The organism is Pseudomonas sp. HR1 (assembly GCF_030175875.1).
Taxonomy (GTDB): domain Bacteria; phylum Pseudomonadota; class Gammaproteobacteria; order Pseudomonadales; family Pseudomonadaceae; genus Chryseomonas; species Chryseomonas oryzihabitans.
Map to the genome: position 1 here is coordinate 115652 of NZ_JASNRF010000002.1, position 20966 is coordinate 136617.

The following is a 20966-nucleotide window of genomic DNA, read 5'->3' on the forward strand; positions in this document are numbered from 1 at the left end:
CCCATGTCGTCCGAGGTCATCCTCAGCGCCCGTGGCATCGGCAAGACCTATGCACAGCCGGTACTCGGCGGCGTGGACCTGGAATTGCGCGCCGGCCAGGTGCTGGCGCTCACTGGAGAAAACGGCGCCGGCAAGAGCACCCTGTCCAAGATCCTCTGTGGCCTGGTACAACCCACCACCGGCGAGCTGAGCTTTCTCGGCCGACCCTATGCCCCGGGCAGCCGCCGTGAGGCGGAAGCCCAGGGGGTGCGGATGGTCATGCAGGAGCTCAATCTGCTGCCCACCCTCACCGTGGCGGAAAATCTCTTTCTCGACCGCCTGCCCCGGCGGCTGGGCTGGATCGACCGCCGCCAGCTGCGCGAACAGGCGCGGCTGGCCATGGCCCAGGTCGGCCTGGAGTCCATCGATCCGGATACCCCCATCGCCGAACTGGGCGTGGGTCACCAGCAGATGGTGGAAATCGCCCGCAACCTGATCGGCGATTGCCGGGTGCTGATCCTCGACGAGCCCACCGCCATGCTCACCTCGCGCGAGGTGGAGCTGCTGTTCGAGCAGATCGAGCGGCTGCGTGCCCGGGGCGTGGCCCTGGTCTACATCTCCCATCGCCTGGAAGAACTCAAGCGTATCGCCCAGCAATTGGTGGTGCTGCGCGATGGCCGCCTGGTAGCCGATGCGCCCATGGCGGAGTACGGCACCGACCAGATCGTCAGCCTCATGGTCGGCCGCGATCTCGGCGAGCACCTGGACATGGGCGAGCGCCGGTTCGGGCCGCCGCTGCTGGAGGTCAAGGGCCTGTCGCGCGCCGACAAGGTCCAGGACGTCTCCTTCAGCGTCCGCGCCGGGGAGATCTATGGCATCTCCGGGCTGATCGGCGCCGGACGGACCGAACTGCTGCGGCTGATCTTCGGTGCCGATCGCGCCGACTCCGGCGCGGTTCACCTGGCCGGCAAACCGGTCGACCTGGCCTCGCCGGCCAAGGTGGTACGCCAGGGCATCGCCCTGATCACCGAGGACCGCAAGGGCGAAGGCCTGCTGCTCAGCCAGCCCATCAGCGCCAACCTGGCCCTGGGCAACATGGCCAAGGTCGCTCAGCAGGGCCTGGTCAGCGGCGCCCGTGAAGCCGCCCTGGCCGAGCGTCATATCAAGGGCATGCGCATCCGCTGCAACGACGGCAGCCAGCCCGTGGGCGAACTTTCCGGGGGCAACCAGCAGAAGGTGGTCATCGGCCGCTGGCTCGAACGCGACTGCCAGGTGCTGCTGTTCGACGAACCCACGCGCGGCATCGACGTCGGCGCCAAGTTCGAGATCTATGGCCTGCTGGCCGAACTCACCCGCCAGGGCAAGGCCCTGGTCGTGGTCTCCAGCGATCTGCGCGAGCTGATGCTGATCTGCGATCGCATCGGCGTGATCTCCGCCGGCCGCCTGGAAGCCACCTTCGAACGCCATGACTGGGATCAGGAGCGGCTGCTGGCCGCCGCCTTCGCCGGCTATCGCTCCCGCGAAGCCCTGCTGGAAGAACCTGTCCCGCCGCAACCCCTTTCTCAGGAAGCCATTCGATGAGCAGTCTTCCCGTCACCTCCTCCCGGCGCGCCTTCGGCCTGGGCCTGGGCACCTACGTCGGCCTGGCCGCCGCCCTGCTGGCCATGATCGTGCTGTTCTCCCTGATGAGCAGTCACTTTCTCTCCTATGCCACCTTCACCACCCTGGCCAACCAGATCCCCGATCTGATGGTGCTGGCGACCGGGATGACCTTCATCCTGATCATCGGCGGCATCGACCTCTCGGTGGGTTCGGTAGTGGCCCTGGCCGCCGCCGTGGTCAGCGTCGCCACCCTGGAATGGGGCTGGGGCATTCTGCCCGCCGCCGCCCTGGGCATGCTCTGCGCGGCCCTGACCGGCACCCTCACCGGCAGCGTGACCGTGGCCTGGCGCATCCCTTCCTTCATCGTCTCCCTGGGCGTGCTGGAAATGGCCCGCGGCGCGGCCTACCAGTTGACCGATTCGCGCACCGCCTACATCGGCGATGCCTATGCCTGGCTGTCGACGCCCTTCGCCTTCGGCATCTCGCCCTCCTTCGTCATCGCCCTGCTGGTGATCGTGGTCGCCCAGTTGCTGCTGACCCGCTCGGTGCTCGGGCGCTACCTGATCGCCATCGGCACCAACGAGGAAGCGGTGCGCCTGGCCGGGATCAATCCCAAGCCCTACAAGGTCATCGTCTTCGCCCTCATGGGCCTGCTGGCGGGCCTCGCCGCGCTGTTCCAGATCTCCCGCCTGGAAGCCGCCGATCCCAATGCCGGCGTCGGCCTGGAGCTGCAGGTGATCGCCGCCGTGGTGATCGGCGGGACCAGCCTCATGGGCGGTCGCGGCTCGGTCATCAGCACCTTCTTCGGCGTACTGATCATCTCGGTGCTGGCCGCAGGCCTGGCCCAGATCGGCGCCAGCGAGCCGACCAAGCGCATCATCACCGGCGCGGTCATCGTGGTCGCCGTGATCCTCGACACCTACCGCAGCCAGCGCGCCAAGAGCAAGGGCTGATGGCGACCATCAAGGATGTCGCCGCCCACGCCGGCATCTCCTACACCACCGTCTCCCATGTGGTGAACAACAGCCGCCCGGTCAGCCCGGGCGTGCGGGAAAAGGTCGAGGCGGCCATCGCCGAACTGGGCTACGTGCCCAGCGGCGTGGCGCGCTCCCTGCGCAGTCGCGCCACCGGCACCTTCGGCGTGCTGGTGCCCAATGCGGTCAATCCCTACTTCGCCGAGCTGGCGCGGGGGATCGAGGATCACTGCGAACGCCAGGGCTACAGCGTCATCCTCTGCAATTCCGATGACGACGCCGACAAGCAGCTGCGCTATCTGCGGGTGCTCAAGGAGCGCCGCATCGACGGTCTGGTGGTCGCCACCGTGGACGGCGATCCGCGCTTCGCCCGCGCCCTCGCCGGCCTGCGCATCCCGCTGGTGCTGGCCGACCGCCCGCTGGATGGCGTCCAGGCCGCGCATATCCGCATCGATCACCACCAGGGTGGCCTGCTCGCCACCCGCCACCTGCTGCAACTCGGTCATCGGCGCATCGCCTGCATCGGCGGCCCGGCCGACTCCCCCGTCGCCAGCGAGCGCATCACCGGCTACCAGCAGGCCCTGGCGGAGGCCGGTATCGCCCCTGGCGCCATCCAGCGCTGCCCCTTCACCGCCGCCGCCGGTCATGCCGCAGCCTGCGAATTGCTGGCCCGGGCGGAACGTCCGACCGCGATCTTCGCCGGCAACGACACCATCGCCCTGGGCGTGCTGCGCGCCGCCGCCGAACGGGGCCTGAGCGTCCCCGGCCAGCTGTCCGTAGTGGGCTTCGACGACATCGAACTCAGTCGCTATCTCTACCCGGCCCTGACCACCATCGGCCAGTCGATCCGTGACCTCGGCGAACGCGCCGCCCAGCTGCTGCTGGCGCGCCGCGAGACGGTCGGCAGCCCTTCCACCCACGACATCGCCGTACCCCGGCTGGTGCTGCGCGAATCCACCGCGGCGCCCTCTGCTCTGGAGACCTCCCATGCACCCTGACGTCGTCGTCATCGGCAGCCTGAACATGGACCTGGTGGTGCGCACCCCGCGCCTGCCCAAGGGCGGCGAGACCCTCGCCGGCCATACCTTCACCACCGCACCCGGCGGCAAGGGCGCCAACCAGGCCGTGGCGGCCGCGCGCCTGGGCGCCCGGGTCGCCATGATCGGCTGCGTCGGCGCCGATCCCTATGGCGACTTCCTCACCCGCAGCCTGCTCCAGGAAGGCATTGACTGCCAGGGCGTCTCGGTGGCGGCCGAGGTGCCCACCGGCATCGCCTCCATCCTGGTGGACGACCAGGGCCAGAACGCCATCGTCATCGTCGCCGGTGGCAACGGCGAACTGTCCGCCGCCCATCTGCAGGCCCAGGAATCCGTGCTGGACCAAGCCAAGCTGGTGATCGCCCAGCTGGAGGTCCCCCTGGCCACCGTGGGCGCCGCCCTCGCCCGCGCCCATGCGCTGGGCAAGACGGTGATCCTCAATCCGGCGCCGGCCACCGGTCCGCTGCCGGCCGAGTGGTACGCCCATATCGACTACCTGGTGCCCAACGAAAGCGAAGCCAGCCTGCTGACCGGCCTGCCGGTGGAAAATCTGGAGCAGGCTGAAGCCGCTGCGCGCCAGCTGGTCGCCGCCGGCGCCCGCCAGGTGCTGCTGACCCTCGGCGGCCAGGGCCTGCTGCAGGTCTCCGCCGACGGCTGCCAGCACCATCCGGCCACGCCGGTCAAGGCGGTGGATACCACGGCAGCCGGAGACACCTTCCTGGGTGGCTTCGCCGCCGGCCTGGCGGAGGGTCTGGGCGTCTCGGCGGCCATCGCCCTCGGCCAGCAGGCCGCCGCCATCGCCGTCACCCGTCCGGGCGCCCAGCCCTCCATCCCCACCCGCCAGGAGCTCGCCCGGTGAAGAAGACCGCTCTGCTCAACATCGCCCTGTCCCAGGCCGTCGCCAGTCTCGGCCACGGCGACCTGGTGGTCATCGGTGACGCCGGCATGCCGGTGCCGCCGGGCACGCCCCTGGTCGATCTGGCCGTGACCCCGGGCGTCCCGGATTTCCTCAGTGTGGTGCAGGCGCTGCTCAGCGAGATGCAGGTGGAAAGCCATCTGCTCGCCGAGGAAACCCTCGAGGTCCAGCCCCCGGCCCTGGCCGAACTGGAGCGCCTGAACGCCGACGGTGCCCTGGGCAGCCGCCGCCTGGTTTCCCATGACGAGATGAAGACCCTGTGTCGCCAGGCGCGGGTGCAGATCCGCACCGGCGAGTGCCAGCCCTACACCAACCTGATCCTGGTGGCCGGCGTCACCTTCTAGCCGGCGGCCCTGCCCAATAGCTGCCGGGTCGCCTGCAGGTCCAGCGGCCGGGCGAACAGATAGCCCTGGGCATGGCGGGCGCCCATGTCCTTGAGCAGTTGCAGTGCCTGGGCGTCCTCGACGCCCTCGGCGACCACATCCAGGCCCAGCGACTCGGCCATGCGCACGATGGCGCGGACGATGGCGACACTGCGCGTGCTGTCGCCCAGACGCAGCACAAAGGATTTGTCGATCTTGAGGCCGCGAAAGCGGTATTCGTGGACATAGCCCAGCGACGAGAAGCCCGCGCCAAAATCGTCCAGCACCACCGAGACCCCGTGGCGATCCAGGGCCTCCATGGCCGCCTTGGCACGCTCGGGCTCGGCGACCAGGGCCCCTTCGGTCAATTCCAGGCAGATCCGTGACGGCGCCACACCGTACGCGGCGAGGATGCTCAGCACCTCGTCGGCGAATTCCGGCTGCACGATGCTGTAGCTGGAGCAGTTGACGTGCACCACCGGCCAATGAGCCTGGGCGGGCTCGGCCAGGGTGGCGGCGATGCGCGTCAGCATGTAGGTATCCAGCCGTCCGATCAGGCGCAGGCCTTCCAGCTCGGGGAGAAAGGCCCCCGGCGCCAGCACGCTGCCATCGGGCTGTCGCCAGCGGATCAGCGCCTCCAGCGCCGCCACGCGACCGGTGCCGACCTCGATGATCGGCTGGAAGAAGGGCTCCAGTTCGTTACCGTTCTTCAGCGCCTTGCGCAGCGCGCCTTCGCGCACCACCTGGTCGGACACCACCTGGCGCAGTTCCTGGTTGAACACCGCGAAGTTGTCGCGGCCGCCCTGCTTGACTCGGTACATGGCCGTGTCGGCATCGCGCAGCAGGTCATCCGGCTGGCGATGCAGACTGGGATCGGCCACCACGATGCCGATGCTGCAGGACGCGAACAGACTGTGGTCGTCGATCACCAGCGGGCGATCGAAGGCGTCGATGATGCGCTGGGCGATGGCCACCGGCGACTCCAGACCGCCACCGGGCACCAGGATGGCGAATTCGTCACCCCCCAGCCGCGCCAGCAGGTCGGTCTCCCGCAGGCAGCCAGACAGCCGCTCCCCCGCCGCCACCAGCAGCAGATCGCCGAAGGGATGGCCGAACTGGTCGTTGATGCGCTTGAACCTGTCCAGGTCGAGAAACATCACCGCCAGGCCGGCACCGTCGCGCTCCAGCGCCGTCCAGAGTTCGCCCAGGCGCTGCTGCAAGAAGCTGCGATTGGGCAGCCGGGTCAGGGCATCGTGATTGTTCTCGTACAGCAGTCGGGCATTGGCCGCATCCAGGGCCCGGGTGCGCTCCTGCACCCTGACCTCCAGGGCCTGGCGCGACTGCTGGATGGCTTCCGCAGCGCTGCGCCGGGACAAGGCGGTATCGATGTGGCGCGAGACGAAGGTCAGCAGCTCCTGGTCGCGCTGGCTGTAACGGACATCTTCGCGATAGCTCTGCACCGCCAGCACGCCGCGGACCTGCTTGCCGTCATAGAGCGGGATGCCCAGCCAGGAACAGGCTTCCGGGGTGCCCTCGACCGGGGTGATCTCGCCGCGCTCGATGAGCAGGCGGGCCTTGTGCCGATCGATGATGCAGGGCCGCCGTTGGCGGATGGTGTATTCGGTATAGCCGCGGCTGCCGCGCCGGGCGACGGGGGCCGCGGTACGGCGCTCATCGGCGAAATAGGGAAAGCTCACCTCGCCCGAGGCGTCGTCGTAGAGGGCGATGTAGAAGTTGTGGGCATAGAGCAACTCGCCGACGACGCGGTGCAGCCCCCCCAGCAATTCCGGCATGTCGGTGCTGGCGCTGGACAGCTCGGCGATGCGGAACAGCGCCGCCTGCAACTGCTCGGCGCGTTCGCGCTCGGCGATCTGCTCGCGCAGCCGGGCGTTGACCTCCGACAGCTCCTGGGTGCGCTGGCCCACGGTGGCTTCCAGATCCTCGCGCCGGAGAATGCGATCCAGGGCCATGGCCACGTCACGGGCGATGACCTGGAACAGTGCCTGGTCCTCAGGGCCGTAACGGCGCTCGCGGTCGTAGACCTGCAGACTGAGCACGCCGAAGGTGCGATCGGCGCCATCCTTGAGCGGGATGCCCATCCAGAATTCGGGCACGCTGCCCTGGCAGTAATAGGGTCCGTTGGCCTGGGCGGCCTCCATGGCCTCCTTGGGCAGCAGCAGCGGCTCGCCGTGCATGAGGACAAAGGCGGTCAGGCTCGGCTGCTCCCTGTCCAGCGGCTCGAAGGAACCCGGCGCCGGGGGGCTCTCGTCGCGCTGATCGAAGTAATAGGGATAGTGGATCCGGTCGGCGTCGGGATCGAGCAATGCCAGGCAGAGGTTCTCCGCATCGATCAGGGTCACCAGCAACTCATGGGTGCGCTGCATGAACAACTGGCGATCCAGAGTCGAACTGGCCAGGTAGGTGATGTCGTAGAGCACCTGCTGGATGGCCTGGGCCCGCTGCAACTGCAGGCGCTGCAGCACGAAGCCGAATCTCAGGGCCAGGGCGGCGAAATCGGTATGGCCATCGGGACGGGCGAGCAACCAGCCCAGCGGGGTCGGGCCACTGCCGGTGGGATAGCAGCGGAGCGAGGCCTGGGCGGACAGCTGCGCCAGCTCCTCGTCCTCGAGCAATTCCGGCCAGCCACCGGCGTCATTTCCGGTGGCCATGCAAGACCAGTGGCCACGGCGCTGGTACCAGGCCCAGTCAGCGCCCGCAGCCGACGCCCGCAGTTGCGCGATGATCTCGTCCGGCTCCAGCCCCGGCACATTCGGATCCGGCCAGCGTGCCTCCGGTGGCCTGACCGGGCCTACGCCTGACAGCTGTTCCTCAGCCCCTTTCATGCTGACTCCTTCCCATGCATTCGCCGGATCCTGACACAGATGTCCCTGGCTTCGGCAAGTACGGAATGAACGGTTTGCTCGAGGGGGTGAACGGCAAAGATATGACTAAAGACGCTATTTGGCTAATACAAGAGTTGTACAGCAGGCAGGTGTCTGTCCAACAACTCGGCCTGCCAGACAAGCTCCTGCCGCTGGGCTTGTAAAACAAAAAGCCCAGGGCTTCCCCATCGATCCGAAAGGCCGTCGCCACCCGAATCTCTGGCTAGGCCAGGACCACTAATAAGCAGACAGAACGCAATCTGGCGGGGCGCTCCAGCCCGTTGTCGCCACTCTCCACGAGCAGGAGTTTTTCATGACCGCTTCCAAGCAAGACAACCTCATCGATTGGCTGCGTGATGCCCATGCCATGGAGGAACAGGCCGAGAAGATGCTCTCCGCCCAGGCCGCGCGCCTGGAGCACTATCCGCAGTTGCGCCAGCGTATCGAGCAGCACATCCGCGAGACCCAGGAACAGCGGCGGGTGATCGAAGGCTGCCTGAGCCGTCACGGCAGCAGCCCCTCGACCCTCAAGGACATGGGCGGCAAGTTGATGGCGCTGGGCCAGGCCATCGGCGGCGCACCCATGAGCGATGAGGTCATCAAGGGGGCCATCGCCGGCTATGTCTTCGAGAACATCGAAATCGCCACCTACACCACGCTGATCGCGGCAGCTGCCGAGATCGGCGACAGCGAAACGCAGCAGGCCTGCGAACGCATCCTCGAACAGGAGAAGGCCATGGCGGCCTGGCTGCTGGAAGACCTGCCCGCCACCACCCGCGCCTTCCTGGAACGCTCCGCCGACCCCGATCTGACCGCGAAGCGCTGAAACGCCCGAGTTATACCGTGACTAGCCCCTGGAGGTTACATGTTCGTCCATAACAAGCGACTGCAATACACCGTGCGCGTGTCCGAACCCAATCCCGGTCTCGCCAACCTGATGCTGGAGCAATTCGGCGGTCCCCAAGGCGAACTCGCCGCCGCCATGCGCTACTTCACCCAGGCGATAGCCGAGCTCGACCCGGGCCGCAAGGACATGCTGTTCGACATCGCCACCGAAGAACTCAGCCACCTGGAAATCATCGGTTCGATGATCGCCATGCTGAACAAGGGCGCCAAGGGCGACCTGGCGGAAAAGACCCAGGAAGAAGCGGACATGTACCGCTCCCTGACCGGTGCCGGCAATGACTCCCACCTCACCCAGATCCTCTACGGTGGCGGCCCGCAACTGATCAACTCGGGCGGGGTGCCCTGGACCGCGGCCTACATCGACACCGTCGGCGAGCCGACCATCGACCTGCGATCCAACATCGCCGCCGAGGCCCGGGCCAAGATCGTCTACGAGCGCCTGATCAACGTCACCGACGATGCCGGCATCAAGGACACCCTGAGCTTTCTGATGACCCGCGAGATCGCGCACCAGAAGTCTTTCGAGAACGCGCTGCACTCCATCCAGCCCAACTTCCCCCAGGGCAAGATGCCACCGCGGCCGGAATTCGCCAGCGTCTACTACAACATGTCGCAAGGCGAAGGCGATATGCGCGGTCCCTGGAACCAGGGTCAGGACTGGGAGTTCGTGGAGCAGCCCAGCCCCGCCGTGGACGGCGGCGACGGCCTGGCCAGCGTCAAGCTGCCGCCGATGCAGGCCAAGGCGGTCGAACAGCTCGCGACCCGCACCATGTCGGATCCGAATGCTGCACCGGTAACGGGTGCCGATCTGGGCGCCGGCCTGGCCAAGCAACTCGACAAGAACCGTCTGGAAGAGTGATGTCTAGGCGACGGCGCCCATCGGGCGTCGTCGCCCTCCCCTCGGCCCGATGACCTTTCGTCGGCCCGCTTGCGCGCGCTGCGCTTCCGCACGAACCTGGCCAATTGCCATCGGTCCTACTGCCGTCATCGTAGTAGGGAAAGCCCTGATGGAAGATTATCTCCTGGCGTTCGCCATGGTCGCCCTGACCGCCCTGTTCATAGGTCTCACTACCGTCGGTCTGGTGGAATTCACCTGATGGCGCTTTGCCGCCTTTTGCGCTGAACATTTGTCCGGCGGCGCAGTCTGCCGCTGTGCATTGATGCCATCACGTTGTATGACGTAGCCAGGGACGCCACCATGAAACGCCACGCTTACGCCTTAGTCCTCGTTGCAGCCGCTGTCTGCAACGCCCCCGTTTTCGCCATGGACCAGGATGCCCTGCAGTTCGAGCAGGCCAGCATGGTTGCCTTCAAGAGCTGCGCGAACAAGGCGGTGATCGCCGGAACCCGCATCGGCGATACGGCCCGCTTCTCCGATACCGACAGCTGTGTCGTCCAGGCACTGTCGCAGATCGAGCCGGCCTACCAGAAGGCCCTCACCTCCCTGCAGAACAACGGCACCGCCCGCCGCTGCCTGCAGACCTACTACAGCAACTGGCTGACGCTGATGAAATCCCTGCCGGAGCTGCAGTCCAAGCCGCCGTCCTCCGTGCTGCTGACCGCCAACGGTGGCGAGCGCCGCCTCAACCAGTACTGGCAGTTCGTGGTCAGCGCTCGCTGATCACGTCCGAGCGTCCCGCGGGGAGCCCTGGCTCCCCGCTCGCGTTTCAGCCGATGGCGATATGCCCCGGCTGCGCCGCTACCCGCGCCAGCCAGGCCTGGATGGCCGGATAGTCGTCCAGGCTGAAGCCGCCTTCGTGGGCGACGTGGGTGTAGGCATAGAGCGCGATATCGGCGATCGAGTAGTCCTCGCCGACCAGGAAGGGCGTGCGCTGCAACTGCTGCTCCATCACCCGCAAGGCCTTGTAGCCGCGCACCAGGCAGACCTCGTACTCCTCCCGGCGCTCCGCCGGCAGCCCCTGGTAGAGCTGGATGAAACGCGCCACCGCCACATAGGGTTCGTGACTGTACTGCTCGAAGAATTGCCACTGCAGCACCTGGGTCCGCAGCCGCGGCTCGCTGGGCAGGAAGCGCGTGCCGTCGGCGAGGAAGTTGAGGATGGCATTGGATTCCCACAGGCAGGTGCCGTCTTCCAGCTCCAGCACCGGAATCTTGCCGTTGGGATTCTTCGCCAAAAAGGCTTCGCTCTGCGTCTCGCCAGCGAGGATATCGACCTCGTGCCAGCGATACTCCAGGCCGAGCAGGTGCAGCATCAGCACCACCTTGTAGCAGTTGCCGGAACGACGATCGCCATAGACCTGATACATCTCACAGCTCCTTGTCATGGGGGGTGGCTTCCCGGATCACGCTGGCCAGGCGCGCAAGGCCCGTATCCAGCCGTTCGGGCAGCACATGGCTGAAATTGAGCCGCAGCAGACCGCGGTGACGATCCGGTTCGGCGAAGAATGGCTCGCCCGGCATGAAGGCGACGTCCTGCGCCAGGGCGGCATCCAGCAGCGTACGGGTATCCAGGGGCGTTTTCAGCCGTAACCAGAAGAACAGTCCACCCTGGGGAATCTGCCAGTCGGCGATGTCGCTGAAATGTCGCGTCAGCGCCCGCGCGAAGCCATCGCGACGCTCACGGTAGAAGGCCCGGACCTCCTCCAGGTGCCGGGCATAACGCTCACTACCCAGCCATTGCAGCACCTGCCACTGGCTCATGCGGCAGGTGTGCAGATCGGCCGCCTGCTTGAGCGCCCGCAGGGGCTTGAGCAGTTCAGGCGAGGCGATCAGGTAGCCCACGCGCAGGCCGGGCAGCAGCGTCTTGGACAGGCTGCCGGTGTGGATCCAGGCGCTGCGCCGGAGTTGGCCGCACAGCGGCCGCGCCGGCGCGCCGTCATAGCTGAGTTCGCGATAGGGCTCGTCCTCGACCAGGGTCACGCCATACTCGTCCAGCAGGGCTGCCACCGCCGCACGGTTGGCTGCGGAATAGCGCACCCCGGAAGGATTCTGGAAGGTCGGGATCAGATAGGCGAAGGCCGGGCGTTGCTCTTCCAGGCGCAGGCGCAAGGCCTCCAGATCCAGGCCCTCCGGCGTCAGACTGACCTCCAGGCACTCGGCGCCAAAGAACTGGAAGCTCTGCAGCGCCGCAAGGTAGGTCGGGCCCTCCACCAGCACCGGGGTGCCGACGTCGAGATAGAGCTTGGCGATCAGATCCAGGGCCTGCTGCGAACCCGTGGTCACCAGCACCTGGTCCGCCGTGCAGTCCAGGCCATAGGCGCGGGCCTGGGCGGCGATGGCCTCGCGCAGCGCCGGCTCGCCCTCGCTCATGCCGTACTGACCCAGGCCGGCCGGCATCGTGCTCCAGTCCACCGCTGGCAGGCAGCGCTCGGCCGGCAGTCCTCCGGCGAAGGACATCACCTCCGGGCGCTGCGCCGCTGCCAGGATGTCGCGGATCAGGCTGCTCTTGAGTCGGGTCACCCGTTCGGAAAATGCCATCTGCCCTCCTGTGGCCCGTGGCCTGGTAATGAGTCAAACTACTTGACCGACCCTAATCCACTCCGGAAAGACAAGTCAATATGCTTGACCTAAATCAGACCTCCCAGCAGCGCCTGGTCATGGAGACCTTCTTCTTCGGTTACCAGGCGTTCACCGCCAAGGCCGACGACATGCTGGCGCGGCGCGGCCTGAGCCGGGTCCACCAGCGCATCCTGTTCTTCATCGCGCGCGAGCCGGGCCTGAGCAACAAGGCGCTGCTGGAGGTGCTCAACGTCAGCAAGCAGGCGTTGAACATTCCGCTGCGGCAGTTGCTGGAGATGCAACTGGTGGCCATGGAGACGGATGCCGCGGACAAGCGCAAGCGACGGCTATCCCTGACCCGGGGTGGCGCCGCCCTGGAGCAGACCCTGAGACGCGAGCAGATGCGCCTGGTGCAGGCGGCGCTGGCTTCGGCGGGAGCGGACGCGGCCGAGGGCTGGCTGGCGTTCAATCAGGCCCTGGCCGGCCGCCAGGAGAGCGAAACCGAAAGCCAGGACAGTTTGACCCCTTCGGTCGACTCCTGAAAACTGTACCGCTGGTTCGCGGCCTTGGTGTACGGATACCGGCCCGAGCGGCCTGGCTAAGCTGGCGCAAAGCCCAGGGATGCCCCTCATGACCGTCGAACTGCTCTCCGCCTTCACGCTCTTCGCCTTCGTCTCCTCCGCCACGCCCGGCCCCAACAACATGATGCTGCTGGCGTCGGGAGTGAATTTCGGCTTTCGGCGGACCCTGCCGCACATGTTCGGCATCAGCCTGGGCCACATGCTGCTGGTCATCTGCACCGGCCTCGGCCTGGGTCAGCTGTTCGTGCTCTATCCGCCGCTGCAGATCGCCTTGCGGGTCATTGGCGGCGCCTACCTGCTGTATCTGGCCTGGAAGCTGGCCACCGCCTCTGCCCCCACGCCGCACGAATCGGGCAGCGGCAAGCCCTTCGGCTTCTTCCAGGCAGCAGCCTTTCAATGGGTGAACCCCAAGGCCTGGGTGATGGCCATCGGCGCGGTCACCGCCTATATTCCGGCCGAGAACTTCACCGCCAACCTGTTGCTGGTTGCCCTGCTCTTCGCCCTGATCAACCTGCCCAGCGTCAGCCTCTGGACGCTGTTCGGCATGGGCCTGCGCCGTCTGCTCAGCAGCCCGGCACGGCTGCGGCTGTTCAACTGGAGCATGGCCCTGCTGCTGGTGCTGTCCCTCTATCCCATCCTGTTCGGCCATCACTGAGGTTTTTCGATGCACGCGGCTCCGCAACGCCTTTCCCCGCTGGCCGATACCTCGCCCGCCGCCGTGGTCGCCGGCTTCGTCGCCATGCTGGTGGGCTACACCAGTTCCCTGGTGCTGATGTTCCAGGCCGGCCAGAATGCCGGCCTGAGCAGCGGACAGATCTCCTCCTGGATCTGGGCACTGTCCATCGGCATGGCGCTGACCACCATCGGCCTGTCGCTGAAATACCGCACCCCCATCGTCATCGCCTGGTCGACCCCGGGCGCCGCGCTGCTGGTCACCAGCCTGCCGTCGGTGCCCTACAGCGACGCCATCGGCGCCTTTGTCCTCTGCGCCGTGCTGCTCGCCCTCTGCGGCCTCACCGGCAGCGTCGACCGCCTGCTGCGCCGGGTCCCGCCGGCGCTGGCCGCCGCTCTGCTGGCCGGCATCCTCTTTCGCATCGGCATCGAGATCTGCTCCGCGGCCCAGCACCAGACCGCGCTGGTGCTGGGCATGGCCCTGGCCTATCTGGTGGCCAAGCGGCTGTGGCCGCGCTATTGCGTGCTGGTCGCCCTGGTGGCTGGCCTGTTGCTGGCCGCCGGGCTGGGCCTGCTGGACTTCCACGGCCTGCGCCTGGAGTTGGCGGTGCCGGTGTGGACCAGCCCGACCTTTTCCCTGGCCGCCACCATCGGCATCGCCATCCCGCTGTTCGTGGTGGCCATGGCGTCGCAGAACATGCCCGGTATCGCCGTACTGCGCACCGATGGCTACGCGGTCCCGGCCTCCCCGCTGATCGCCACCACCGGCCTCGCCTCGCTGCTGCTGGCACCCTTCGGCTCCCATGGCATCAACCTGGCGGCCATCAGCGCGGCGATCTGCACCGGTCCCCAGGCCCATGAGGACGCCAGCAAGCGCTATACCGCGGCGGTCTGGTGCGGACTCTTCTATGGCATCGCCGGGCTGTTCGGCGCCACCCTGGCAGCGCTGTTCGCCTCGCTGCCCGGCGAACTGGTGATCTCGGTAGCCGCCCTGGCGCTGCTCGGCTCCATCATGAACGGCCTGCACGGCGCCCTCGCCGACCCCGGCCAGCGCGAACCGGCACTCATCACCTTTCTGGTCACCGCCTCGGGCCTGACGCTGGCCGGCATCGGCTCGGCCTTCTGGGGCCTGGTCGCCGGTCTTTTGGCCAGTTTGCTACTGACCGCACGCCGCCGTTAGAACCCGCGCCCCTCCTGACGGGTCGGAAGTGGATCCTTCCCGTCAGGAGAACACCATGTCCCGTACCAATCGCCAATTCCTGCTCGCCAAACGCCCATCCGGCGAACCCACCGCCGACACCTTCGAGCGCGTCGAGCAGCCGATCGGCGAACCCGGCGCCGGTCAGGTGCTTATCAAGAATCTGTACCTTTCCCTCGACCCGGCCATGCGCGGCTGGATGAACGAGGGCAAGTCCTATATCAAGCCCATCGGCATCGGCGAGGTCATTCGCGCCCTGGGCGTCGGCGAGGTGGTGGCGTCCAACCACCCGGACTTCAAGGTGGGCGATACCGTCAATGGCATGCTCGGCATCCAGGACTATTACCTGGGCGAGCCCCAGGGCTTCTACAAGGTGGACCCCAGCAAGGCCAGCCTGCCCCAGTACCTTTCCGTGCTCGGCATGACCGGCCTGACCGCCTACTTCGGCCTGCTGGAGGTCGGCGAGCCCAAGGCCGGCCAGACCATCGTGGTCTCCGGCGCCGCCGGCGCGGTGGGCAGCATGGTCGGCCAGATCGGCAAGCTCAAGGCCTGCCATGTGGTGGGCATCGCCGGTGGCGCGGAGAAATGCCGCTATCTGATCGAGGAGCTCGGCTTCGACGCCGCCATCGACTACAAGGCCGAACCGGACCTCGCGGCCGCCCTGCAGCGCGAGTGCCCCAACGGCATCGACGTCTATTTCGACAACGTCGGCGGTCCGACCCTCGACGCGGTGCTGGCGCAGATCAATTTCCGCGCACGGGTGGTGCTCTGCGGCGCCATCAGTCAGTACAACAGCGACAAGGTGCAGGGCCCGCAGAACTATCTGGCGCTGCTCAGCAACCGCGCGCGCATGGAAGGGTTCATCGTGCTCGACCACGCGGCTCGCTATGCCGAGGCGCAGAAGCAGTTGGCGATCTGGCTGGCCGACGGCCAGCTCAAATCCCGCGAGCATGTGGTGGAAGGCCTGGACACCTTCCCCGAGACCCTGATGAAGCTGTTCTCCGGCGAGAACTTCGGCAAGCTGGTACTCAAGGTATAGGCCCCGCGTCGGAAAGTCGTCACGAGCGGGTCGCGAAAGCGTCCCGCCTGGCTTCTGGGCGTCAACTTACAGACGGCCAATCGCCACCATACGCCTAAGTCATTGATTTTACTGCCACTGCGAGACTGGCACGCTTCTCGCTGTAGAGGGACTATCCGCCAAGGAGAACAGGCATGGTCCCGCCCTCGTCCAACACCATCAATCTCGATCGCGCTCGCCAGCAGCGCAACTCCAACCTGGCCGCCCCCGCCCGCGACAGCGATCCGGCGGTGCTGGGCGCGCTGCGTCAGCGGCTGCTCAGCGTCCTGCAGACCTCGCTGGAGCTCGAACGGGTCCTGCAACTCTTCCGGCAGGAGGTTGATACCCTGGTGGACCTGCCCGGCCTCAGCTACCGCAATGCCGCGGAAGACGTGGCCATCGGCCTGGGCGAAGAACAGGGTCATCAGGTGCACTATCACCTGAGCCAGGGGGACCTGCGCCTGGGTGACCTGACCTTCTACCGCCAGGAGCGCTTCCAGGAGAGCGAACTCGGGGCGCTGGAATACCTGCTCGGCAGCCTGCTGTTTCCCCTGCGCAATGCCCTGCTGTTTCGCGAAGCCCAGAACAACGCCCTGCGCGATGCCCTGACCGGTGTCGGCAATCGCAGCGCCCTGGATCGCGCCCTGGTGCGGGAACTGGAACTGGCCCGCCGGACCCAGCAGCCGCTGTCGCTGCTGATGCTGGACCTGGACCACTTCAAGCGCATCAATGACAGGTTCGGCCATAGCGTCGGCGACGACGTGCTGCGCCAGACCGCCCGCACCCTCGGCAACAACCTGAGAAGCATGGACATGGTCTTTCGCTTTGGCGGCGAGGAATTCTGCGTACTGCTGTCTGCCACCGGCCACGACGCGGCGCATATCGTGGCGGAACGCCTGAGAGCGGCGGTGGAGGCCCAGTCGGAGACCGCCGGTGCCATCCCCCTGCCGGTCACCCTGAGCCTGGGTCTGGCGACCCTGCGCGACGTCGAGTCTCCGCGCTGCCTGCTGCTGCGCGCGGATCGCGCCCTCTATCAGGCCAAGGCCGAAGGCCGCAATCGATTCTGCAGCCTGGCCTAGCAGTCGCCTGGGGCCAGGCGACCTCTCTGCTTAGCGGCGACCGCCCTTGCCGGTACCGCCGCCGCTCGGACCGCGACGCGGGGCAATGCCCGGTGAGGTACGGCCCTTGCTGACCGGCTTGCGGCCCATTTCGCTGGGACGCTCGGCCACGGCCGACCCCTGGGGCTTGCCGGTCTTGCCCGTCTTGTTGAGCTTGTTGCGCGAACCCCGACCGGCATCGATCGGCCGCGCGGTCTTGCGCTGCTGACGCTCGAGCTTTTCCTTGGTCTTGCCGCCCATGGACGGCAGCGCCACCGGCGGCAGGCCGACTTCGCCCGCGAGGATGTCGATCTCCCCCTGGGTCATCTCGCGCCAGCGCCCGACCGGCAGATCGCTGGTCATGAACACCGGACCGAAACGTACGCGCTTCAACCGGCTCACCACCAGGCCCTGGGATTCCCACAGCCTGCGGACTTCGCGGTTGCGGCCTTCCATCACCACGCAATGGAACCAGTGGTTGAAGCCGTCGCCTTCCGGCGCCTGCTGGACATCGGTGAAGCGCGCCGGGCCGTCTTCGAGGATCACCCCGTTCTTCAGGCGCAGCAGCATCTCTTCGGTCACCTCGCCCCGTACCCGTACCGCGTACTCGCGGTCCATCTGGTAGGACGGGTGCATCAGCCGGTTGGCCAGTTCGCCATCGGTGGTGAACAGCAGCAGGCCGGTGGTATTGATATCCAGGCGACCGACATTGATCCAGCGGCCCTGCTTGGGCTTGGGCAGGCGGTCGAAGACGGTGGGTCGGCCTTCGGGATCGTCACGGGTGCAGATCTCGCCTTCGGGCTTGTTATAGATCAGCACGCGGCGTACCACTTCCTCGGCCTGGTCGCGCTTGAGCAGGCGACCGTCCACCGCGATGGCGTCCTTGGGCATGACGCGCAGGCCCAGGGGCGCAACCACGCCGTTGACCTTGATGCGGCCTTCGCCGATCCAGGCCTCGACGTCGCGACGAGAGCCGACGCCCAGGCGCGACAGCACCTTCTGCAGCTTTTCGCCAGCCGGCGCGGGTGCGCTTTCTTCGAGGATTTCGTTTGGGGGATTCTTGTCGAGGGTCATCAGGCACCTCCCGGTGTAGTGGACGACAAAGGCGCCACGGAACGGGCGCCAGGAAAAAGACAGGGGCGCATGATAGCGCCCCTGCTCGCGCCAGCCTAGCGAGTGTGGTGTCTCAGAAGTTGACTGCACAATTTTGGCGGCGCTTTTTCGGCTATGGCGGCGTTGCCACTCCTCGCCATAGCCCTGCTATGACTCGTACCGGCGCCTAGCCATAGCCAAAAAATCACTCGCCAATTCTTGCGCGAACTTCAGAGACACCGCACTAGCCTGGCGGGTGACGGATGGCCGCAGTGTCAGTCCAGTGTGGCCAGGGCCTCGCGGCACAGCTGCTCGACGCGGGTCCAGTTCTTGGCCTTCACCACATCGCCGGGCAGCATCCAGCTGCCGCCGACGCACAGCAGGTTGGGCTGCTGGAAGTAGTTCTTCACATTGCCCGGGTTGACGCCGCCGGTGGGGCAGAACTTGAGTTCGGCGAAGGGGCCGGCAAAGGCCTTGAGCGCATCGACGCCGCCATAGACGTTGGCGGGAAACAGCTTGAAGCGGCGATACCCCAGGCGGTAGGCCTGCATGATCTCCGAGGGCGTGGCGATGCCGGGCAGCAGCGGAATGGGCGCCGCTACCCCGGCCTGGAGGATCTCCTCGGTGGTGCCCGGGGTGACGATGAACTGGGCGCCGGCCTCGACCGCGGCGTCGAACATCCGCACGTCCAGCACGGTGCCCACACCGACATCCAGCTCGGGACGTTCCTGGCGCAGCAGGCGCACCGCGTCCAGCCCGTGGGCCGATCTCAGGGTGATTTCCAGGGCGGTCAGTCCCCCCGCAGCCATGGCGTCGGCGAACGGCAGCACGTCAGCGGGATCGTTGATCACGATCACCGGCAGGATCCGCGCGCGGGCGCACAGGGCATCTAGGGTCGCGATCTTGTTCTGCATGTCCAAAACTCAACTCCTCGTCAGGGGCACCAAAAGACGACCAGGGGTTCGCGCAGGAACGCCTTGATCGGAGTGGCCAGCTCGTCGCCCTCGGCCAGAGCGGTTTCCAGCACCTGTCGCTTGCCTGCGCCCTGGATGGCGAGGATCTGTTGCCGCGCGCGGCTCAGGTAGGCACGGCTCAGAGTGATGCGGGTCTGGGGCGCGGACGGTGCCACGCCGGGGAAGCTGAGGCGCTCGCTGGCCGGATCCAGGGCCTCTTCCAGGCCGGGACTGCCGGGGAACAGCGAGGCGGTATGGGCGTCGTCACCCATGCCCAGCACCAGCACATCGGGCGTCGCCAGGGCGTCGCGCAGCCGGGCTTCGGTCAGGGCCATGCCCTCTTCCGTGGAGCTGGCCGGGCTGTAGAGGTCGACGAAGCCGGCCGTGGCGGCAGGCCCCTGGAACAGGTGCTTGCGCAGCAGGCCGGCATTGCTGTCCGGATGGTCACCGGGTACCCAGCGCTCGTCCGCCAGGGTCACCAGCACCCTGGACCAGTCCAGCTCGGCCTGGGCCAGGCGCTCCAGAAAGGGCACCGGACTGCGACCGCCGGAGACGATCAGCAGCGCTTCGCCGCGAGCCGCCAGGGCTTGGCGCAGCGCGGTGGTGACGGTCTCGGCCAGCGCCGCCGCGTGGGCGTCGCGGTCAGGCAGTTCGCGCAGGGTCACGCCCTGCCCCAGATCAGACGTCGCCATACCAGGATCTCCCGTCTCGTGCGATCAGTGCGATGGAGGTCAGCGGACCCCAGCTGCCGGCGGCATAGGACTTGGGCGAATCGCCCATCTTCGACCAGCCATCCATCAGCTGGTCGCACCATTTCCAGGCCGCTTCGATCTCGTCCTTGCGGACGAACAGCGACTGGTTGCCCTGCATGACTTCCAGCAGCAGTCGCTCGTAGGCATCCGGCGTGCGCAGGTGCTTGAAGGTCTCGGAGAAGTTGAGCTGCAGCGGACCGCTGCGCAGCTGCATGCCCTTGCGCAGGCCCTGATCCTTGCTCATCACCTGCAGCGAGATGCCCTCGTCCGGCTGGATGCGGATGATCAGACGGTTGCTGATCAGGCTGCGCTGCTCGGGGGCGAAGATGTAGTGTGGTGGTTCCTTGAAATGGATGACGATCTGCGACAGCTTCTGCGGCATGCGCTTGCCGGTGCGCAGATAGAAAGGCACACCGGACCAGCGCCAGTTGCGGATGTCGGCGCGGATGGCGACAAAGGTCTCGGTGCGGCTCTCGGTGTTGGAATTGGGCTCTTCCAGATAGCCCGGCACCGGCTTGCCGTCACTGTAGCCGGCGGTGTACTGCCCCAAGACCACCCGGCTGGCGAGCTGGTCGGCGGTGATGGGCTCCAGGGCCTTGAGGACCTTGACCTTCTCGTCGCGGATGCTGTCGGCGGAAAGATCCGCCGGCGGATCCATGGCGGTCAGGCAGAGCAGTTGCAGCAGGTGGTTCTGCACCATGTCGCGCAGCTGGCCGGCCTGGTCGAAGTAGCCCCAGCGACCCTCGATGCCGACCTTCTCGGCCACGGTGATCTCCACGTGGGAGATGTAGTTCTGGTTCCACTGGGTCTCGAACAGGCTGTTGGCGAAACGCAGGGCGATGAGGTTCTGGACGGTTTCCTTGCCCAGGTAGTGGTCGATGCGATAGACGCGGTCTTCGGGAAAGAAACGCGCCACGGCATCGTTGACCACCTTGGAGGATTCCAAGTCGTAGCCGATGGGCTTTTCCATCACCACCCGGGTGCGCTCGCACAGGCCGACGGCGGCGAGGTTCTCGCAGATGGCGCTGTAGACCAGCGCCGGGGTGGCGAAATAGGCGATCAGCGGCGACGTCTCACCCACATCCTCGGCAAGTCCCGTATAGTCTTCGCGATTGCGGAAATCGATGGCGCGATAGCCGAGACGACCACGCATCCGGGTCCATACCGCTTCGTCCCAATCGGCCTTGGGCACATAGTGGCGCAGGCGCTCCTCGATGTGTTCCAGCTGCTTGACCCCATCGCCCTGGTCACGCGCCAGCGCCATGATGCGGGTATCCTCGTGCAGCAGACCTTCACGATCCAGCTGATACAGGGCAGGGAAAAGTTTGCGCAGGGCCAGATCGCCCAATGCGCCGAAGATTGCCAGGGTACAGGGTAGAACTCGGACGCCAGCCATAAATATTCGTTCTTTTACTTAAAGTTTGAGATATTCCAGCACCATCATAGG

The 20966-nt window shown here is 66.7% G+C and carries 20 protein-coding genes; 13 read left to right on the plus strand and 7 right to left on the minus strand.

Features of this window, described 5'->3' with window-relative positions; all coding sequences use genetic code 11:
- Positions 1-3 precede the first annotated feature (3 nt).
- The 5 genes from QKY98_RS07870 to rbsD are packed head-to-tail and all read left to right on the plus strand — an operon-like array spanning position 4 to position 4852.
- The gene (locus QKY98_RS07870) at positions 4-1560 is read left to right on the plus strand and encodes a sugar ABC transporter ATP-binding protein (RefSeq protein WP_144958769.1); all 1557 of its coding nucleotides are present in this window, start codon (positions 4-6) and stop codon (positions 1558-1560) included.
- Entirely contained in the window at positions 1557-2534 is a 978-nt protein-coding gene (locus QKY98_RS07875; RefSeq protein ID WP_007158442.1) for an ABC transporter permease, read from the plus strand. The genes QKY98_RS07870 and QKY98_RS07875 overlap by 4 nt, the downstream gene beginning before the upstream one ends.
- Positions 2534-3553 (plus strand): LacI family DNA-binding transcriptional regulator, encoded by a 1020-nt coding sequence (locus QKY98_RS07880; RefSeq protein WP_284670637.1) that lies wholly within the window; start codon positions 2534-2536, stop codon positions 3551-3553. Before QKY98_RS07875 ends, QKY98_RS07880 begins: the two co-directional genes overlap by 1 nt.
- Complete coding sequence (gene rbsK / locus QKY98_RS07885) at positions 3543-4451, plus strand: ribokinase (protein ID WP_284670638.1); 909 nt, start codon at positions 3543-3545, stop codon at positions 4449-4451. The genes QKY98_RS07880 and rbsK overlap by 11 nt, the downstream gene beginning before the upstream one ends.
- A complete protein-coding gene (gene rbsD, locus QKY98_RS07890) occupies positions 4448-4852 on the plus strand; it encodes a D-ribose pyranase (RefSeq protein WP_027599478.1) in 405 nt (134 codons plus the stop codon). The genes rbsK and rbsD overlap by 4 nt, the downstream gene beginning before the upstream one ends.
- Here the strand turns inward: rbsD and QKY98_RS07895 are convergent.
- The gene (locus QKY98_RS07895) at positions 4849-7713 is read right to left on the minus strand and encodes a sensor domain-containing phosphodiesterase (protein WP_256326371.1); all 2865 of its coding nucleotides are present in this window, start codon (positions 7711-7713) and stop codon (positions 4849-4851) included. The genes rbsD and QKY98_RS07895 overlap by 4 nt on opposite strands.
- A 352-nt stretch (positions 7714-8065) precedes the next feature.
- On the opposite strand from QKY98_RS07895, the gene QKY98_RS07900 reads away from it, so the two are divergent.
- The 3 genes from QKY98_RS07900 (at position 8066) to QKY98_RS07910 (ending at position 10279) form a co-directional block, all read left to right on the plus strand.
- Complete coding sequence (locus QKY98_RS07900) at positions 8066-8578, plus strand: ferritin-like domain-containing protein (protein ID WP_074582481.1); 513 nt, start codon at positions 8066-8068, stop codon at positions 8576-8578.
- 39 nt (positions 8579-8617) lie between these two features.
- Positions 8618-9517: a manganese catalase family protein gene (locus QKY98_RS07905; protein ID WP_007158448.1), complete on the plus strand. Its 900-nt coding sequence runs from the start codon at positions 8618-8620 to the stop codon at positions 9515-9517.
- Positions 9518-9922: 405 nt separating this feature from the next.
- A complete protein-coding gene (locus QKY98_RS07910; RefSeq protein WP_027599480.1) occupies positions 9923-10279 on the plus strand; it encodes a hypothetical protein in 357 nt (118 codons plus the stop codon).
- Between the two features lie 46 nt (positions 10280-10325).
- Here QKY98_RS07910 and QKY98_RS07915 read toward each other — a convergent pair whose 3' ends face one another.
- The gene (locus tag QKY98_RS07915; RefSeq protein ID WP_027602219.1) at positions 10326-10925 is read right to left on the minus strand and encodes a glutathione S-transferase family protein; all 600 of its coding nucleotides are present in this window, start codon (positions 10923-10925) and stop codon (positions 10326-10328) included.
- Position 10926: 1 nt separating this feature from the next.
- Positions 10927-12096: an aminotransferase-like domain-containing protein gene (locus QKY98_RS07920; RefSeq protein WP_144944916.1), complete on the minus strand. Its 1170-nt coding sequence runs from the start codon at positions 12094-12096 to the stop codon at positions 10927-10929.
- Positions 12097-12176: 80 nt separating this feature from the next.
- Between QKY98_RS07920 and QKY98_RS07925 the strand changes: the two genes are divergently transcribed.
- From QKY98_RS07925 to QKY98_RS07945, 5 genes are all read left to right on the plus strand, one after another.
- Positions 12177-12659, plus strand: a complete 483-nt coding sequence (locus QKY98_RS07925; protein ID WP_077172765.1) for a MarR family winged helix-turn-helix transcriptional regulator — start codon at positions 12177-12179, stop codon at positions 12657-12659.
- A gap of 88 nt (positions 12660-12747) precedes the next feature.
- Entirely contained in the window at positions 12748-13353 is a 606-nt protein-coding gene (locus tag QKY98_RS07930; protein ID WP_284670639.1) for a LysE family translocator, read from the plus strand.
- A gap of 9 nt (positions 13354-13362) precedes the next feature.
- Entirely contained in the window at positions 13363-14550 is a 1188-nt protein-coding gene (locus tag QKY98_RS07935) for a benzoate/H(+) symporter BenE family transporter (protein ID WP_058791445.1), read from the plus strand.
- Positions 14551-14605: 55 nt separating this feature from the next.
- Entirely contained in the window at positions 14606-15607 is a 1002-nt protein-coding gene (locus QKY98_RS07940; RefSeq protein ID WP_007158455.1) for an NADP-dependent oxidoreductase, read from the plus strand.
- Positions 15608-15780: 173 nt separating this feature from the next.
- The gene (locus QKY98_RS07945) at positions 15781-16704 is read left to right on the plus strand and encodes a GGDEF domain-containing protein (RefSeq protein ID WP_278897558.1); all 924 of its coding nucleotides are present in this window, start codon (positions 15781-15783) and stop codon (positions 16702-16704) included.
- A 30-nt stretch (positions 16705-16734) separates the two neighbouring features.
- Here the strand turns inward: QKY98_RS07945 and rluB are convergent, their stop codons facing one another.
- From rluB to zwf, 4 genes are all read right to left on the minus strand, one after another.
- Positions 16735-17796, minus strand: coding sequence for a 23S rRNA pseudouridine(2605) synthase RluB (gene rluB, locus QKY98_RS07950; RefSeq protein ID WP_042133979.1), 1062 nt, complete (start codon positions 17794-17796; stop codon positions 16735-16737).
- Between the two features lie 293 nt (positions 17797-18089).
- On the minus strand, positions 18090-18728 hold the full coding sequence (locus QKY98_RS07955) for a bifunctional 4-hydroxy-2-oxoglutarate aldolase/2-dehydro-3-deoxy-phosphogluconate aldolase (protein ID WP_284670640.1): 639 nt from the start codon (positions 18726-18728) through the stop codon (positions 18090-18092).
- 20 nt (positions 18729-18748) lie between these two features.
- The gene (pgl, locus tag QKY98_RS07960) at positions 18749-19459 is read right to left on the minus strand and encodes a 6-phosphogluconolactonase (protein ID WP_284670641.1); all 711 of its coding nucleotides are present in this window, start codon (positions 19457-19459) and stop codon (positions 18749-18751) included.
- Positions 19446-20915, minus strand: a complete 1470-nt coding sequence (gene zwf / locus QKY98_RS07965; protein ID WP_007158460.1) for a glucose-6-phosphate dehydrogenase — start codon at positions 20913-20915, stop codon at positions 19446-19448. Before zwf ends, pgl begins: the two co-directional genes overlap by 14 nt.
- Between the last annotated feature and the right edge of the window lie 51 nt (positions 20916-20966).